The 16,887-nt window shown below is 64.1% G+C and carries 16 protein-coding genes; 9 read left to right on the top strand and 7 right to left on the bottom strand.

Annotated elements, in window-relative coordinates; genetic code table 11:
• Window positions 1-5 precede the first annotated feature (5 nt).
• From topA to H5P29_RS20145, 5 genes are all read right to left on the bottom strand, one after another.
• Complete coding sequence (gene topA, locus H5P29_RS20165; RefSeq protein WP_067962489.1) at window positions 6-2,618, bottom strand: type I DNA topoisomerase; 2,613 nt, start codon at window positions 2,616-2,618, stop codon at window positions 6-8.
• Between the two features lie 443 nt (window positions 2,619-3,061).
• Window positions 3,062-4,195 (bottom strand): DNA-processing protein DprA, encoded by a 1,134-nt coding sequence (gene dprA / locus H5P29_RS20160; protein ID WP_154386054.1) that lies wholly within the window; start codon window positions 4,193-4,195, stop codon window positions 3,062-3,064.
• On the bottom strand, window positions 4,192-4,803 hold the full coding sequence (plsY, locus tag H5P29_RS20155) for a glycerol-3-phosphate 1-O-acyltransferase PlsY (RefSeq protein ID WP_185910141.1): 612 nt from the start codon (window positions 4,801-4,803) through the stop codon (window positions 4,192-4,194). The genes dprA and plsY overlap by 4 nt, the downstream gene beginning before the upstream one ends.
• Before the next feature lie 28 nt (window positions 4,804-4,831).
• The gene (locus H5P29_RS20150; RefSeq protein WP_154386053.1) at window positions 4,832-6,118 is read right to left on the bottom strand and encodes a dihydroorotase; all 1,287 of its coding nucleotides are present in this window, start codon (window positions 6,116-6,118) and stop codon (window positions 4,832-4,834) included.
• Complete coding sequence (locus H5P29_RS20145; protein WP_067962480.1) at window positions 6,115-7,080, bottom strand: aspartate carbamoyltransferase catalytic subunit; 966 nt, start codon at window positions 7,078-7,080, stop codon at window positions 6,115-6,117. Before H5P29_RS20145 ends, H5P29_RS20150 begins: the two co-directional genes overlap by 4 nt.
• A 184-nt stretch (window positions 7,081-7,264) precedes the next feature.
• On the opposite strand from H5P29_RS20145, the gene H5P29_RS20140 reads away from it, so the two are divergent.
• Both H5P29_RS20140 and H5P29_RS20135 read left to right on the top strand, forming a co-directional pair.
• The gene (locus tag H5P29_RS20140) at window positions 7,265-8,893 is read left to right on the top strand and encodes an acyl-CoA dehydrogenase family protein (protein WP_182573865.1); all 1,629 of its coding nucleotides are present in this window, start codon (window positions 7,265-7,267) and stop codon (window positions 8,891-8,893) included.
• A gap of 193 nt (window positions 8,894-9,086) precedes the next feature.
• On the top strand, window positions 9,087-9,422 hold the full coding sequence (locus tag H5P29_RS20135; protein ID WP_154386052.1) for a DUF6105 family protein: 336 nt from the start codon (window positions 9,087-9,089) through the stop codon (window positions 9,420-9,422).
• Here H5P29_RS20135 and ruvX read toward each other — a convergent pair.
• Entirely contained in the window at window positions 9,361-9,846 is a 486-nt protein-coding gene (ruvX, locus tag H5P29_RS20130; RefSeq protein WP_154386051.1) for a Holliday junction resolvase RuvX, read from the bottom strand. The genes H5P29_RS20135 and ruvX overlap by 62 nt on opposite strands.
• Before the next feature lie 146 nt (window positions 9,847-9,992).
• Between ruvX and H5P29_RS20125 the strand changes: the two genes are divergently transcribed.
• The 5 genes from H5P29_RS20125 to H5P29_RS20105 all read left to right on the top strand — a co-directional run bounded on the left by H5P29_RS20125 (window position 9,993) and on the right by H5P29_RS20105 (window position 14,085).
• Window positions 9,993-10,700, top strand: a complete 708-nt coding sequence (locus H5P29_RS20125) for a metal-dependent hydrolase (protein WP_154386050.1) — start codon at window positions 9,993-9,995, stop codon at window positions 10,698-10,700.
• A 32-nt stretch (window positions 10,701-10,732) separates the two neighbouring features.
• Window positions 10,733-11,149 carry a hypothetical protein gene (locus tag H5P29_RS20120; RefSeq protein WP_154386049.1) on the top strand — a complete coding sequence of 139 codons (417 nt, stop codon included), beginning with the start codon at window positions 10,733-10,735 and terminating at the stop codon, window positions 11,147-11,149.
• Between the two features lie 83 nt (window positions 11,150-11,232).
• Window positions 11,233-11,520, top strand: a complete 288-nt coding sequence (gene gatC, locus H5P29_RS20115) for an Asp-tRNA(Asn)/Glu-tRNA(Gln) amidotransferase subunit GatC (RefSeq protein ID WP_067962472.1) — start codon at window positions 11,233-11,235, stop codon at window positions 11,518-11,520.
• 69 nt (window positions 11,521-11,589) lie between these two features.
• Window positions 11,590-13,155 carry an amidase gene (locus tag H5P29_RS20110; RefSeq protein WP_067962469.1) on the top strand — a complete coding sequence of 522 codons (1,566 nt, stop codon included), beginning with the start codon at window positions 11,590-11,592 and terminating at the stop codon, window positions 13,153-13,155.
• Between the two features lie 132 nt (window positions 13,156-13,287).
• Window positions 13,288-14,085, top strand: a complete 798-nt coding sequence (locus tag H5P29_RS20105; protein WP_154386048.1) for a YdcF family protein — start codon at window positions 13,288-13,290, stop codon at window positions 14,083-14,085.
• Here H5P29_RS20105 and H5P29_RS20100 read toward each other — a convergent pair.
• Window positions 14,034-14,771: a DUF599 domain-containing protein gene (locus tag H5P29_RS20100; protein ID WP_067966626.1), complete on the bottom strand. Its 738-nt coding sequence runs from the start codon at window positions 14,769-14,771 to the stop codon at window positions 14,034-14,036. The genes H5P29_RS20105 and H5P29_RS20100 overlap by 52 nt on opposite strands.
• 305 nt (window positions 14,772-15,076) lie before the next feature.
• Here H5P29_RS20100 and H5P29_RS32820 point away from each other — a divergent pair, with 305 nt between their 5' ends.
• Together H5P29_RS32820 and H5P29_RS20095 are read left to right on the top strand one after the other, a co-directional pair.
• A complete protein-coding gene (locus H5P29_RS32820) occupies window positions 15,077-15,205 on the top strand; it encodes a hypothetical protein (protein ID WP_256438414.1) in 129 nt (42 codons plus the stop codon).
• 196 nt (window positions 15,206-15,401) lie between these two features.
• Window positions 15,402-16,805 (top strand): L-serine ammonia-lyase, encoded by a 1,404-nt coding sequence (locus H5P29_RS20095; protein WP_154386047.1) that lies wholly within the window; start codon window positions 15,402-15,404, stop codon window positions 16,803-16,805.
• The last annotated feature ends 82 nt before the right edge of the window (window positions 16,806-16,887 follow it).

Here is a 16,887-nt window from a genome sequence, read left to right as displayed (position 1 = left end):
GTCGCCTAGTCCTTCTTCTTGGCCTTGCTGGCGGCCGCTTTCTTGGTTGTGCTGGCCGCCGGCTTCTTGGCGGCTCGGGCAGGCTTCTTGGCGCCACCGCCTTTCGCCTCTTTTTCGGCTATCAGCGCGAGTGCCGTTTCCATCGTCACGGTGGCCGGATCGGTGTTCTTCGGCAAGGTAGCATTGACCTTGCCGAAATTGACATAGGCGCCGTACTTGCCGTCGCGCACGGTGACGTTGCCGCCCCCGGCGGGGTGTTCGCCGAGATCCTTCAACGCCGCCGGCGTACCGCCGCCGCGTCCGCCCTTGCCCTTGGCCTGCTTTTCGGCAAGCACCGTGACCGCGCGGTTGAGGCCGATCGAGAACACGTCCTCGATGCTTTCGAGATTGGCATAAGCACCGTCATGCAGCACGAACGGGCCGTAGCGGCCAAGCCCGGCCGAGATCATCTTGCCCGTCTCTGGGTGCTGGCCGACATCGCGTGGCAGTGCCAGCAAGGCGAGCGCCTTTTCGTGATCGATGGACGCAGCCGCCCAGCCCTTGGGCAGGCTGGAGCGCTTGGCGTCCTTGCCGTCACCGCGCTGGATGTAGGGGCCGAAGCGGCCGCTGCGCAGCGTGATCTCTTCATTGGTGTAGGGATCGCTGCCCAGAACCTTGGTGCCGTCTTCGAGGCCGCCATTGTCGCCGTTGCCGCCGGGGCCGTCGAGCTGGCGGGTGAAGCCGCATTCGGGATAGTTGGAGCAGCCGACGAAGGCGCCGTACTTGCCGAGCTTGAGCGACAGGTTGCCGGTGCCGCATTTCGGGCAGATACGCGGGTTCGATCCGTCCTCGCGTTCCGGGAAGACCAGTGGCGCGAGTTCCTCGTTCAGCGCGTCGAGCACGTTGGTGACGCGCAGTTCCTTGATCTCGTCGACCGCACCCGAGAAGTCCTTCCAGAAATCGGCCAACACGTCGCGCCAGGCGAGCTTGCCGTCCGAGACTTCATCGAGCTTTTCCTCGAGCGAGGCGGTGAAGTCGTACTCGACATAGTGCCGGAAGAAACTCTCCATGAAGGCCGTGACCAGCCGGCCCTTGGCCTGGGGCACGAGCTTGCGGTTCTCGATCTTCACATAGTCGCGGTCCTCAAGCGTCTTGAGCGTGGCGACATAGGTCGAGGGCCGGCCGATGCCGAGCTCTTCCATCTTCTTGATGAAGCTGGCTTCGGAGTAGCGGGGCGGCGGCTCAGTGGTGTGATGGCTGGCGTCGACGCTCTCGCGCTTCAGCGTTTCGTCGGCGCGGATCTCGGGCAGGCGACGGCTTTCCTCGTCTTCCGAATCCTCGTCCTTCTGCTCGGTATAAGCGGCGATGAAGCCGTCGAAGCGGGTGACCGAACCGACGGCGCGCAGGCCGGCGATTCTTGACCCGTTGCGCGCCTCGATCTCGACCGTGGTGCGCTCGATCTCGGCCGGCTGCATCTGGCTGGCAATGGCGCGCTTCCAGATCATCTCATAGAGCCGGGCCTGGTCGGCATCGAGGAATTTGCGCATCTCTGCCGGCGTGCGATTGAAGTCGGTCGGCCGAATGGCTTCGTGCGCTTCCTGGGCGTTCTTGGCCTTGGTGGTGTACTGGCGCGCCTTTTCGGGCAGGTACTTTGTGCCGAATTCCTTGGCGATGGCATTGCGTGCGGCTTCGATCGCCTCCGGCGCCATCTGGACGCCGTCGGTACGCATATAGGTGATCAGGCCGGCGGTCTCGCCACCGATCTCCATGCCTTCATAGAGGCGCTGGGCGACCTGCATGGTGCGGCTTGCCGAGAAGCCGAGGCGCGACGACGCAGCCTGCTGCAAGGTCGAGGTGGTGAAGGGCGCGCTCGGGTTGCGCCGGGTCGGCTTGGCCTCGACCGACAGCGTCTTGAAGCTTGCGCCATCGAGCATCGCCTTGATGTCATCGGCCATGGCCTGCGACGAGATGTCGAGCTTCTGCAGCTTCTTGCCGTCGAAGGCGGTCAGCCTGGCTTCAAAGTTTTCGGCACGCGGCGTGCCGAGGATGGCGGCGATCTGCCAGTATTCCTCACGCACGAAACGTTCGATCTCGGCTTCGCGGTCGCAGACGAAGCGCAAGGCCACCGACTGCACGCGGCCAGCCGAACGGGCGCCGGGCAGTTTGCGCCACAGCACAGGCGACAGGGTGAAGCCGACAAGATAGTCGAGCGCGCGGCGCGCCAGATAGGCATCGACCAGCGGCGGGTCGATCTCGCGCGGGTTGGAGATGGCTTCGAGCACGGCCTGCTTGGTGATCGAGTTGAAGGCGACGCGCTTGATCGTCTTGTCCTTCAGCACGCGCTTCTGCTTCAGCACCTCGAGTACGTGCCAGGCGATGGCTTCACCTTCGCGATCCGGATCGGTTGCGAGGATCAGGCCGTCGGCTTCCTTGACCGCCTTGGCGATATCGCTGAGCCGCTTGGCCGATGCGGTGTCGACCGACCAGGACATGGCAAAATCGTCTTCCGGCTTCACCGAGCCGTCCTTGGCCGGCAAATCGCGGACATGGCCGAACGAGGCGAGAACCTTGTAGTTCCGGCCCAGGTACTTGTTGATGCTTTTCACCTTGTTCGGTGACTCGACGACAACGACGTCCATATGTGGCTGATTTTCCAGTGAAGCGCCCAAACAACGGCAAACGGCGCGTGGCGAAGATTTTCAATTCGCTCGTCACATGGCCGCGCTTTTCGGTCCGGTCAAGGGGAAGGGGGCAAAAACGACGGTGAAGAACCGGATTGCAATCCTGGGTATATTAATTCGTCCTATTGCAATCTCTGCTAGATTTGCTGAATGTCCACCATCGCCGGTTGAGCCGGCCATTGGCGTTGAAATCAGCCTTGGTCACGCGACTCACGCGGGGCGGCAGAGGGCCCGCTTCCTGACAAGCAGGCACCTGCGCAAAGGCGGGCCAAAACTCTTGATTCCATACTGTCGATGCCCGGCCAGCTCGGCATCCTGGTCGACGCCTCGCGGCATACCCGCCTGTCTGATCGACATGGCCTATGTCGGAAGCCGCCGGTGTCGCCCCCGGCGAGCGCCCGTCACATGTCGGGCTCAACGAGCGAAACACGCCCGCCTGAATGGCGCTCGAGCCGACCGGCGAGGTCGAGCTCCAGAAGGATCATGAAGATCTGCGCCGGATGAAGCCCGGTGTGGCGGATCAATTCATCGACCTCGACGGGAACCGGGCCGAGCGCCTCGATCACCCGGGCGCGGTCACCGTCGACGGGTGGCGGCGTCGCGGTGAAATCAGGCGGTTCCTCGAGTCTGGCCGGTGCAAAAGGCTGGCGTCCGACCAGCGGCGCCAGAGCTTCCAGCACGTCGGCAGCCTCTGTCACCAGCATCGCGCCATCCTTGAGCAGGCCGTTGCTGCCGGTGGCGCGCGGGTCGAGCGGCGAGCCGGGCACGGCGAAGACCAGGCGTCCCATCTCGCCGGCAAGCCGCGCGCTGATCAGCGAACCCGAACGTTGAGCCGCCTCGACGACGACAAGTCCGAGCGAAAGGCCGGCGACGATGCGATTGCGGCGCGGAAAGTCCTGGGCGCGTGGGTCCCAGCCGAACGGCATTTCGGAGACGATGGCGCCGCGTTCGGCGATCTCGTCGCAGAGGCCGACATTCTCGGGCGGGTAGGGGCGATCGATGCCGCCGGCCAGGACACCGACCGTGCCCGTGTCGAGGCTGCCCTGATGGGCCGCGGTGTCGATGCCGCGGGCCAGTCCCGAGATCACGCCATAGCCGTTGCGACCAAGCTCCGAGGCAAGCATGCGCGCCATCTTGATGCCGGCGAGCGAGGCGTTGCGCGCGCCGACGATGGCCACCGGCGGCAAGCCGAAGACGGCAGCGGTGCCCTTGACGGCGAGCAGCGGCGGTGGGTTGTCCATGCGCGTGAGCGTCTGCGGGTAGTCGTGCTCGCCAAGCGCAACGAAGCGCGCGCCGCATCTGCGCGCCAGCTGCATCTCCACCTCTGCCTCGGCCATCGAGGGAACCCGAACCGGGCGGTTTGCGCCGCCGGCCATCATGATTTCGGGCAGCATCTCAATTGCCGTTTCGGCGGATCCGAAGCGGTTGATCAGGTCGCGAAAACTTGCGGGGCCGACATTTGGCGTACGGATCAGGCGCAGCCAATGAAGCCGCTGCCGGTCGCTGAGATGCGGCCCGGCGGCGGCGCGGGTCATCCCTTGGACCCGATCCGCGATTCAGTGCCAGCAAGCAGACGCGAGATGTTGGCGCGGTGGCGGATGAAGACGATCAGGCTCATCAGGGCCAGCAGGCCGGCGGCCTTGGGCATGTCGATCATATAAAGAGCAATCGGCACGACGATGGCGGCGGTGAGTGCTGCGAGCGACGAGTAGCGGCTGACAAAGGCGACGAGCAGCCAGGTGACGGCGAAGGCCAGCGCGCCGAGACCCGACAGGCCGAACAGCACGCCGAGATAGGTGGCGACGCCCTTGCCGCCCTTGAAGCCGAGCCAGATCGGATAGAGATGGCCGATGAAGGCGCCGAGGCCAGCGGCAAGGGCCGCGTCGTGGCTCCAACGCGCGGCGATGATCACCGCGACCGTGCCCTTGAGCGCGTCGAGCAGCAGCGTTGCGGCCGCCAGCTTCTTGTTGCCGGTGCGCAGCACGTTGGTGGCGCCGATATTGCCGGAGCCGATCTTGCGCACGTCGCCGAGGCCGGCCGCGCGGGTCAGCAGCAGGCCGAACGGAATCGAGCCGAGGGCATAGCCGAATACGGCGGCCGCGATGAGCACGTGCATGGCCGTCGGAAAAATGTCATCCGGCATCAAGGTCTGTGGTCTCCCCCGTGGCCTATCAGGCCGAAAACACTGTGCGTCCGCCGACCAAGGTTTTCAAGACCTTGCCTTGCAGCCTCGCGCCTTCGAAGCAAGTGTTCTTGGAGCGCGAGCGGATGTCGGCCTCGCGCACCAGCCACGGCTCGCCAAGATCGACAAGCGCCAAATCTGCAATCGAACCGGGCTTCAGCGTGCCGCCCGGCAGGCCGAACAGCTTTGCCGGGGCGGTCGAAAGTGCATCGATGATGCGCAGCAGCGGCACTTCGCCATTGTGGTGCAGGCGCAAGGCCACGGCCAGCAGCGTCTCCAGGCCGATCGCGCCGACGGCGGCGTCGGCAAAGGGCAGACGCTTGGTGTCGACGTCCTGAGGGTCGTGCGAAGAAACGATCAGGTCGATTGTGCCGTCCTTCAACGCCTCGATCATGGCGATGCGGTCTTCCTCGGCGCGCAAGGGCGGCGCCAGCCGGAAGAAAGTGCGGTATTCGCCGACGTCGTTTTCGTTGAGCGACAGACTGTTGATCGAGACGCCTGCTGTGACCCTGGCGCCGTCGGCCTTGGCGCGCGACACGGCACTTGCCGCCATCGCGGTCGAGATCTTTGCCGCGTGATAGTTTCCGCGGGTCAGCCGGGCGAGCGCCAGGTCGCGCTGGAGCGGGATGGTCTCGGCCTCGCGCGGAATGCCCGAAAGACCGAGCCAGCTGGCGTAGAGGCCTTCGTTCATCACGCCTGTCGAGGCGAGATCGGCGTCCTGCGTCTCGTGGGCGATCACCGCGTCGAAGTCGCGGGCATAGGTCAGCGCCCGGCGCATCATCAGTGAGCTGGCGATGGTGTGGCGGCCGTCGGTGAAGGCGACAGCACCAGCTTCGCGCAGCAGGCCGAACTCGGTCATCTCATGGCCGTCAAGGCCCTTGGTGACGGCAGCGGCGGGAAAGACGTTGACCGAGGCTGTTTCCTTGGCCGTGCGCAGGACGAACTCGACCAGCGCGACATTGTCGATGACAGGATCGGTGTCGGGCATCATCACGATCGAGGTTACGCCGCCGGCGGCCGCCGCGATGCTGGCCGAGGCAATCGTCTCGCGATGTTCGCCGCCGGGTTCACCGATGAAGACGCGGCCGTCGATCAGGCCGGGAATGATCGCCTTGCCGGCGCAGTCGATGACCTCGGCGCCGCCTGGTATGCCCTGGTTGAGCGCGTCTGCGCCTGCGGCGACGATCTTCTTGCCGTCGACGATGACGGTTGCGGTCTCATCTATGCCGCGCGAGGGGTCAATGAGGCGGGCGCGCTGGAAAACCGTGATGCTCATGCGTTCTTTCCGTCGCGATTGCGGCGCGGGTCGAGCAGCGCTTCCATCACCGCCATGCGCACGGCGACGCCCATTTCCACTTGTTCCTGGATGACGCTCTGCGGGCCGTCGGCGATCTCCGAGGCGATTTCCACGCCGCGGTTCATCGGGCCGGGGTGCATCACCAGCGCGTCGGGCTTGGCCGCCTTCAGCTTTTCGGCGTCGAGGCCGTAATAGCGGAAATACTCGCGTACCGAAGGGACGAATGCGCCGGCCATGCGTTCGCGCTGCAGGCGCAGCATCATGACTACGTCGGCGTCCTTCAGGCCCTCGGCCATCGATTGCGTCACCTCGACGCCCATCTGGGCGATGCCGGAAGGCAGCAACGTCGAAGGAGCCACGACCTTGATGCGGGCGCCGAGCGCATTGAGCAGCAGGATGTTGGAGCGGGCGACGCGCGAATGCAGGATGTCGCCGCAGATCGCCACCGTAAGATGAGCAATGCGGCCCTTGGCGCGGCGGATGGTCAGTGCGTCGAGCAACGCCTGCGTCGGGTGCTCATGCGCGCCGTCGCCGGCATTGACCACCGAGCAGCCAACCTTTTGCGCCAACAGTGCGGCGGCACCCGCCGACTGGTGGCGAATGATCAGGATGTCGGGCCGCATCGCGTTCAGCGTCATCGCCGTGTCGATCAGCGTTTCGCCCTTCTTCACCGAAGAGCTCGCCACGGACATGTTCATCACGTCGGCGCCGAGGCGTTTTCCGGCGAGCTCGAACGACGATTGCGTGCGCGTCGAGGCTTCATAGAACAGATTGATCTGGGTTCTGCCCCGCAACGTCGAAGTCTTCTTCTCCGACTGACGCGAAATGGAGACGGCCGCGTCGGCGCGGTCGAGCAATATTTCGATGTCGAATGGAGAAAGGTCGCGGATGCCAAGAAGATGGCGGTGCGGGTAGGGCGGCAGGGACGATAGGTCTGTCATCTCAAGGCGCTGCTATAGGCTGTGCTTAGGTGACCCGCAAGCCGGCATTTCATCGATGAAAGTTCTCCCACGGGATTTTCGTCGCTTCCAAGCTGGGCCATAAGCTATCGATAAGCATTTCGGCTATAAAGCCGGCCATGGCTGCGGATTCGTGCCCGTCGCCCACACCGATGAAGGACAAGGCGTGACGCAGGACGTGCCGAACCAGCCCCCTCCGTTGACGGGCAGCAATGCCTGGCGCGGTGACCCGCTGCTGATCCAGATCGCGGAAGGCTTCTCCGATCCCGTGCGCCGTGACCTCGACGGGCTCGGCCGCTTCGTGCTGACTCATGAAGCGCAGGACCTGGCGCGGCTCGCCAACAGCGAAGTGCCGAAGCTCAGGACCCATGACCGCCAGGGCCGCCGTATCGATCAGGTCGAGTTCCATCCCGCCTATCACGCGCTGATGCGCCGCTCGATCGCGGGCGGCCTGCATTCCTCCGTCTGGGAGAATGGCGGCACCGAGACCGGCCGCCGCCACCAGGTGCGCGCGGCGCGCTTTTATCTGACAGCACAACTCGAATGCGGGCATCTGTGCCCGATCACCATGACCAATGCCTCGCTTGCTGCCTTGATGGCGAGCCCGAAGCTGTTTCGCGAATGGGCGCCGCGTGTCACCACGCGCAAATATGACCAGGCGCAGAAGCCGCCGGTCGAAAAGACCGGCCTGACGCTCGGCATGGGAATGACCGAGAAGCAGGGCGGCACCGACGTGCGCGCCAACACCACCAAGGCCGAGCGTGCCGGCGGCAGTTTCTACCGGCTCACCGGTCACAAATGGTTCATGTCGGCGCCGATGTCGGATGCCTTCCTGATGTTGGCGCAGGCGCCCGAAGGGCTGTCATGCTTCCTCGTTCCGCGCATATTGAGCGACGGCTCGGCCAACGGGCTGCAGTTCCAGCGCCTGAAGGACAAGCTCGGCAACCGCTCGAATGCCTCGTCGGAAGTCGAAATCCAGGGCGCCATCGGTGACCTCGTCGGCGAACCGGGCGGCGGCATCAAGACGATCATGGACATGGTGACGCTGACGCGACTCGACTGCGCCGTCGCCTCCTCGGCGATCATGCGGGCAGGGCTTGCGGAAGCCGTCCATCATACCCGTCACCGCCAGGTGTTCGGTGCCAATCTTGTCGATCAGCCCCTGATGCAGCGCGTGCTGGCCGACATGGCGCTTGATGTCGCCGGCGCGACCGCGCTCGCCTTCCGCCTGGCACGTTCCTTTGACGAAGCGGCATCGGATCGCGGCGAGGCGGCCTTTGCCCGCGCCATGACGCCCGTCGTCAAATACTGGGTCTGCAAGATCGCGCCGGCGCTGCTCTACGAGGCGATGGAGTGCCTCGGCGGCAACGGCTATGTCGAGGAAGCGCCGCTGGCCCGCTATTATCGTGAGGCGCCGGTCAACGCGATCTGGGAGGGCTCGGGCAATGTCATGGCGCTCGACGTGCTGCGCGTTCTGCAGCGCGCGCCCGGCCTGTTCGAGGATGTACTGGCTACACTTGAGCGCGACCTTGGGCCCGGCGGACGCAGTGTGCTCGGCGTGCTCCGCGCAGCCATGCAGGTGGCATCGTCGGACGAGGGCTCGGCACGCATCCTGACCGAACAACTGGCGATCTCGGCGGCCGCGGCCGAACTGCGCCGCATGGGGGCAGGGCGGATCGCCGACGCCTTCATCGAGACCCGTCTCGCCGGCCAGTGGCGCGGCACCTACGGCATGCTCGACGCGCGCCACGATTCGCGCCTGATCATCGATACGCTCTATCCACAGGTGGGCTGACACGTTCCGGGTCACAGGCCGTCCCATTTTCGGACGGCTGCGGCCAAATTAACCTTAACAAATGGTTTACGTTGCACGTCGCAGGCGCAGGGCCCACTGTCTTTTGCAAAGAAGCAGGAATCCCGATGCCGGTCCTTTCGAAACAGTTCCAGGGCGATGAAGCCGCCAGACCGCCGGCCAGAGGTAGCGTCTGATGCGCTATGTCTTCGCCGTTTGGGCTGCGCCGCTGGTCCTGTTCTGGGGCTGGTACTTCCTGTCGATCAACGACCTCCATTTCGGTTACCCGATCCTGAGCCGCGCCCTGAACCTGGCGATCTTCGACCTCTATGGCGAATTGCTCGGCGTCGAAGCGGCCAAGATTCCGTGGATGATCGGCAAGGCCTGCATCATCGACACATTCATCCTTTTGGGAATCTGGGCGTTCCGCCGCCGCAAGCTGATTGCCGAGAAGGTGAGGGGCTGGCGCTCTAATCCCCGGCCGGAGATGCGTCGAGTGTCTGAAGCCGGTCGAGTACACCCTGCAGAATAAAGGCGGCGGCGGCCGAATCGATGCGGCCGTCACGCTTCTTGCGCGAGACGTCCATCTCGATCAGCGCGCGTTCGGCGGCGACCGTCGACAGCCGCTCATCCCAGAACAGGAACGGCAGGTCGGTCAGATTGGCTGCGTTGCGCACGAAGGCGCGCGACTTCTGGGCGCGTGGCCCCTCGGAGCCATCCATGTTGATCGGCAGGCCGATGACGATCGCACCGGTGTTCTCCTTCGCCAGCATGGCAAGCAAGGCGGCCACGTCGAGCGTGAATTTCTTGCGGATGATGACTTGGCGCGGATGCGAGAAGGCGAGGCCGCGATCGGAGACAGCAACGCCGATCGTCTTGTCGCCGAGGTCGAGCCCGGCTAGCGTCTTTCCGCCGGCCAGCAGCCCGGGCAGTTGTTCAATCGTAACGATGGCCAAGCGGCTTTCCTCTATGAATTGCCGGATGCGTGCGCCCGGACGGGCAGCGCAGGTCCTAACACCTTGAATTTACGTATCGGCCTCTTTGAAAGGGGCTTCGTGCGTTCTATCCTTTGGCCGACGAAATGACGAGGAGTGCCGAAACGATGAAGCTGACCTGGTATGGACATTCGGCATTCCGTGTTGAAGTCGCTGGCGCCACCATTCTGATCGACCCGTTCCTGACCGGCAATCCGTCATGGGGACAGTCCTGGGAGCAGGCCGCCGAGGGCGTCACCCATGTGCTTCTGACGCACGGCCATGACGACCATATCGGCGATGCCGCAGCGATCCTGAAGAAGACCGGCGCCATGCTCGTCGCCAATTTCGAGATCTGCATGTATCTCGTCGGCCAGGGTGTCGGCGACAAGCAGATCAATCCCGGCAACATCGGCGGCACCGTCGATTGCGGCAGCTTCACTACCACCTTCGTTGCGGCGCTGCATTCGTCGTCGGTCAGCGGGCCGAATGGCGGCAACGTCTATCTCGGCAATCCCGGCGGCCTGGTGCTGCATTTCGCCGAGGAGCGCACGCTTTATCACATGGGCGATACCGACATCTTCTCCGACATGGCGCTGATCAACGAACTGCACGAGCCGGCCATCGGCCTCGTGCCGATCGGCGACCGCTTCACCATGGGCGGTGCTGTTGCAGCCCTTGCCTGCCGGCGCTTCTTCAAGTTCGAAACCGTGCTGCCATGCCACTTCGCCAGCTTCCCGATCATCGACCAGACGGCGGAACAGTTCGTCGCCGGTCTCGAAGGCTCAGGCATCGAGGTCGTGCTGCCCAGGGTTGGCGTGGCGACCGACATTTGAGCTGGCGGCTGTGCCGCGAAGTGGGGTTTGACATGAAGTTCTTGTGCATTCTTTCGGTGTGCTCGCTGGTAGTGTTCGGCACGTCGGCCCATGCCGCCGACTTCATCAAGGGTGTCTATCTCCAGTCCGAGGAGCTCTGCGCCCAGGCGAAGAAGGATACGCTGCAGTCGGTCATCGACGCCGGCAGCCTGATCCTGTCGTCGAACGGCCTCGAAAGCGTCGAGTACAATTGCGAGTTCCTCAACGTCACGCGCGCGACGCGGGCGCCTGCATGGGCGGTGACCGCCGTGTGCCAGGAGCCCGGGCATCTGTTCCCAGACACGCTCTCCATCCTCGAACTCAGCCCGACGCAACTCGAGCTCGTTTCGGTGCGCCAGGTCGATCCCGAGGGCGGCCAGACCGACAATGGCGGCACCTACGTGCTGTGCGATGGCGTGACCATGCCATGAGCATGATCATCGATGTTGCACCGCGCGCGCCGCGCCGTTATAGCCCGACCTGACCAAATTTACCGGCTTTCCGGAGTTTTTCGATGTCCGTTGATCTCAAGACCGTCAAGCGCGTCGCGCATCTCGCCCGTATCGCCGTGAGCGAGGACGATGCCCAGCGCATGACCGGCGAATTGAACGCTATCCTCGGCTTCGTCGAGCAGCTCAACGAGGTCGACGTCACGGGCGTCGAGCCGATGACGTCGGTCACGCCGATGGAGATGAAGAAGCGCGTCGATGCCGTCACCGACGGCAACAAGGCGGCCGACATCGTCGCCAACGCGCCTGCCACCGACGAGAATTTCTTCCTTGTGCCGAAAGTGGTGGAATAGGCCCTGCCGGCCAGTCCGTCGTCTCATCAAAAGCAGCTTTCGGCTGCGTGACCCCGAAGTGAATTCGCCATGACCGACCTGACCAGACTGACGATTGCCGAAGCGCGCGAGAAGCTGCGCGGCAAGGAGATCACCGCCACGGAGCTGACCGACGCCTACGTCAAGGCGATCGATCAGGCCAACGCGACCTTCAACGCCTATGTCGCCACCACGCCTGACAAGGCGCGCGAGATGGCCAAGGCGTCCGACGCCAGGCTCGCCAGGGGCGACGGCGGTGCGCTCGAGGGCATTCCGCTCGGCATCAAGGATCTGTTCGCCACCGAAGGCGTGCATACCCAGGCCTGCAGCCATGTGCTGGACGGTTTCGAGCCGCGCTACGAATCGACGGTGACGGCCAATCTGTGGGCCGACGGTGCTGTCATGCTCGGCAAGCTCAACATGGACGAGTTCGCCATGGGCTCGTCCAACGAGACCTCCTATTACGGTCCAGTGATCAACCCGTGGCGGCGGTCGCGCACCGAGACGGTGGTGATGCCGACAACCCATCAAGGCGATGGCGGCTTCGTTGCATCAGGTGGCGCAAAGACCGCGCGCAGCTATGACAACATGCAACTTGTGCCAGGCGGCTCTTCGGGTGGCTCTGCGGCAGCCGTTTCGGCCTTCCTCTGCGCCGGTGCGACGGCCACCGACACGGGCGGCTCGATCCGCCAGCCGGCGGCCTTTACCGGCACTGTCGGCATCAAGCCGACCTATGGCCGTGTGTCGCGCTGGGGCACCGTTGCCTTCGCCTCGTCGCTCGACCAGGCCGGTCCGATCGCCCGCGACGTGCGCGACGCTGCGATCCTGCTCAAGTCGATGGCCTCCGTCGATGCCAAGGACACCACTTCGGTCGACCTGCCGGTGCCGGACTACGAAGCGGCGATCGGCAAATCGGTCAAGGGCATGAAGATCGGCATTCCCAAGGAATACCGCGTCGACGGCATGCCCGAGGACATCGAGGCACTTTGGCAGAAGGGCATTGCCTGGCTCAGGGATGCCGGCGCCGAGATCGTCGATATCTCGCTGCCGCATACCAAATACGCGCTGCCGGCCTATTACATCGTGGCGCCTGCCGAAGCGTCGTCGAACCTCGCTCGCTATGACGGCGTCCGCTACGGCCTGCGCGTGCCGGGCAAGGACATCATAGAGATGTACGAGAACACTCGCGCCGCCGGCTTCGGCCGCGAGGTCAAGCGCCGCATCATGATCGGCACCTATGTGCTGTCGGCCGGCTATTACGACGCCTACTACCTCCAGGCGCAGAAGGTGCGCACGCTGATCAAGCGCGACTTCGAACTGGCGTTTGCCGCCGGCGTCGATGTCATCCTGACGCCGGCAACGCCTTCGGCCGCGTTCGGCGTCGCCGACGAGGACATGGCCGCCGATCCGGTCAAGATGTATCTCAACGACATCTTCACGGTGACGGTGAACATGGCCGGCCTGCCTGGCATCGCCGTCCCCGCCGGCCTCGACGGCCACGGCCTGCCGCTCGGCCTACAACTGATCGGGCGCCCGTTTGACGAAGAGACGCTGTTCCAGACCGCTCATGTCATCGAGCAGGCCGCTGGCCGTTTCCAGCCGGACAAATGGTGGTAGGCGTATAGCGCCTATCAGCCGAAGCCGGGCACGTGTCAGCTGTCCAGTCGAGCAAGTCCGGGGTCGTACTTTGCGGGCTGACATAGTAGTGGATTGGAGGGGGCTCCATTCCACTACGGACGGCATATCGGTTTGTTCTTCTATCTCTCCAAGATCTTCTGGTTCTTCGCCCAGCCGCTCAATTTCGCAATCTTCCTGCTTGCGGCCGGGCTCGTTGCCAGCTTCTTCGGGCGCCGGCGCCTCTTCCGCATTGCGACTTTCGCCTCGCTGATGATTCTGGCCCTCGCGACCTGGACCTCGCTTGGCTCGCTGATGCTCAATCCGTTGGAAGAGCGGTTCCAGCGACCAGCCCAGCCGGCCAGGGTCGACGGCATCATCGTGCTCGGTGGCGGCTTCGAGGGCGCGATCAATCTGGTGCGGGGCGGCTATGAGCTCAACAGCGGTGGCGACCGCATGGTCGAGACGGCGATCCTTGCCAGGCGCTATCCCGATGCGAAGGTCGTCATTTCAGGCGGCACAGGAACGCTGGTACTCGAAGGCGAAGGCGATGCCGACACGGCGCCGCGCCTGCTCGAAGCGCTCGGGGTGGCGCGCGACAGGCTGATTCTCGAAAACCGTTCGCGGAACACTTACGAAAATGCGCTGTTCTCCAAGGAGATGGTGACGCCAAAGCCTGGCGAGACGTGGCTGCTGGTCACCTCGGCCTTCCACATGCCGCGTTCGATGGCGCTGTTTGCCAAGGCCGGTTTCGATGTCACCGCCTGGCCTGTCGACTACCGGACATCGGGCGAAGAGGGCGTCGGCCTGTTCACCGACAACCCCGCCGATTCGCTGCAGAACACGACGATGGCGATGCGCGAATGGATCGGCCTTCTCGCCTACTGGCTGTCGGGTCGAATCGACGATCCGTTTCCAGGCCCGAAATCCTGAACCAGCACCGCCTTGCGAGCCTCGGAAAAGAACTGGCGTCTGATCAGCACCGCGAGCAGCACCACTGTGGTGACGAAGAAGACGCGCGCGTCGACGAACCAGCCGAGATAGCCGATCGAGAAAAACACGCCGCGCAGGCCGGCGTTGAAATGCTTGCCGGCCAGCTGGTTCATCCGGGTCGCCCGCATGACTGCGACGTCGATCGCCGCGTTGGGCTCGCTGCCGGGGCTGAGCTGGGGAACGGCGCCGATCAGGATCGAGCAGTAGTTGAACAGCCGGTAGGCCCAGCCGAACTTGAAGAACGAATAGGCCAGGATGACGATCAGGCCGATGACCTTGATCTCGAACAGTGGCCGTGCGGTGGCGCCTGCAAGCGGCACGTCGCTCAAGATGGCCAGAACGCGATCGGAGGCGCCAAGCAGGGCAAAGCAGCCGCCGACGGCAATCAGCGAGCTGGAGGCGAAGAAGGCGGTGCCTTGCTGCAGCCCGTTCATGATCGAGGTGTCGACGATCCTGACCTCGCGCCGAGCCATCGTCGCCATCCAGGCGGCACGTTGGGCGTTCATCGCCCGCGTCAGCGACATGCGCGTGACAATATGGCCTTCGGCGCCAAGGGCATGAAATACCCAGCCGGCGAGGAAGAACGCCAGTGCCGCGATGTCGAGAGCGCCCAATGGGCCGGTCATGGAAACGGAATCGTTGATCATCCAGTGCAGGCTAGCATGTGCGCCGCACCTATTTCGAGATCATCTGCCTGCCACGGCAGTGTCACAGGTGTTTAGAAAGCGTGAATCGTGAATTCGGCATAAGTGCCTGATTTGATTAAAAATGGATTGATGGCCGCATGGCTGCCATGCAGATTTCGCCATGCTTTGGCCATTTTTTGCAATTGCGAAGGCGCGCGCAAAGGCGTATCCAGCAGGCAACTCGGCCGCGTGCTGAGGCGGACCCACCGCCCGCTGACCGAACCACAAGGATCTTGCTAAACATCATGGATGACGGCGTTCAGAAATCCTGCTGGGGCCTTACGGCCAAGGCAGTGATTGGCTTTGCAGGTTTTCTTCTTATTGCCTGGCTGGTGAGCGGTGCCGAAACGGCAGCTGTCGTGGCCGCCGGCTGATCGAACATCGCCAGGATTGGATACAAAAAGCGCGGCTGGGCCGCGCTTTTTTGCTATATGGCCTTGCGTTGTCAGGCGGTTTTTTCAAATGTCGCGCGCTGAGCAAACCACGTCGGATCGCGCCTAGCCACAGACGTGAAAAGGGCGGAATGATCGTATACGCGACATGAGCCGCCGACGTCGCAGGGAGTGAGATTTGTTTCTTTCGGTATTCGACCTGTTCAAGATCGGCATAGGTCCGTCGAGCTCGCACACGATGGGGCCGATGACGGCGGCCGCGCGTTTTCTTGACGAGATCCTCACCGGCGACTGGCCGCGCCCGGCCGGCGCCAAGGTCGACCGCGTCGGCGCCAGCCTTCACGGTTCGCTCGCCTATACCGGCGTCGGCCACGGAACCGACCGCGCCGTCATGCTCGGCCTCTACGGGCTGACCCCTGTCACCGTCGACCCGGACCAGACGGACGGCATCGTCGAGCAGATCTCGCGCGACAAGCGTGTGTCGCCGGAGGGCCATCCGTCCTATCGCTTCGATCCGGGCATCGATCTTGTGCTCGACAAGAAGACGCCACTGCTCGGCCACGCCAACGGCATGGCGTTTTACGCTTATGACGCGAGCGACCGCCTGCTGCTCAAGCGCATCTATTACTCCATCGGCGGCGGCTTCGTCGTTTCAGAGGAAGAGCTGCAGCGCATGAAGGCCAAGACCGCGGCTCCGGCGGCGGGCAAGCGTGTGCCCTATCCGTTTGCGAATGCCGTCGAGATGCTGGCTATGGCGTCGCGGAGCGGGCTCTCCATTGCCGAGATGAAGCGCGCCAATGAAGAAATCCACATGCAGCGCGCTGATCTCGATGCCGGTCTTGATGCCGTCTGGGACGCAATGAGCCGCTGTATCGACCGTGGCCTGTCGCAGGACGGTATCATGCCGGGCGGCCTCAAGGTTCGTCGTCGCGCCCGCCAGCTGCACGACAAGCTGCAGGAGCAGTGGAGCCAGAACCGGCCCAACCCGCTGCTTGCCAATGACTGGCTGTCGATCTACGCCATGGCCGTCAACGAAGAGAATGCCGCCGGCGGCCGTGTCGTCACGGCGCCCACCAACGGTGCTGCCGGCACGCTGCCGGCCGTCCTGCGCTACTGGCTGCATTTCCATGTCGAGGCGGACAAGGACAGCATCCGCGACTTCCTGCTGACTGCAGCCGCCGTGGGCGGCATCATCAAGACCAACGCCTCCATTTCCGGCGCCGAGGTCGGCTGCCAGGGCGAGGTCGGCTCGGCGTCGGCGATGGCGGCGGCCGGGCTGTGCGCCGTCATGGGCGGTACACCCGAGCAGGTCGAGAACGCCGCCGAGATCGCGCTCGAACACCATCTCGGCATGACCTGCGATCCCGTCGGCGGCCTTGTCCAGGTGCCGTGCATCGAGCGCAACGCGCTCGGCGCGGTCAAGGCGGTCACCGCGGCCTCGCTCGCCATCAAAGGCGACGGCAAGCATTTCGTGCCGCTCGACGCCGCCATCGAGACGATGCGCCAGACCGGCATGGACATGAGCGAGAAGTACAAGGAAACCAGCCTTGGCGGTCTCGCGGTCAACGTCGTCGAGTGCTGAGGGTGTCCGACGGGCTGGCCCAACGGGCCAGCCTGTGCAAAACCACTGGCGGCGTTGAATGCGTCTGACGGAGACGCTAGTT

The organism is Aminobacter sp. MDW-2 (assembly GCF_014250155.1).
Taxonomy (GTDB): domain Bacteria; phylum Pseudomonadota; class Alphaproteobacteria; order Rhizobiales; family Rhizobiaceae; genus Aminobacter; species Aminobacter ciceronei.
This window is presented reverse-complemented; position numbering and strand designations above follow the sequence as displayed.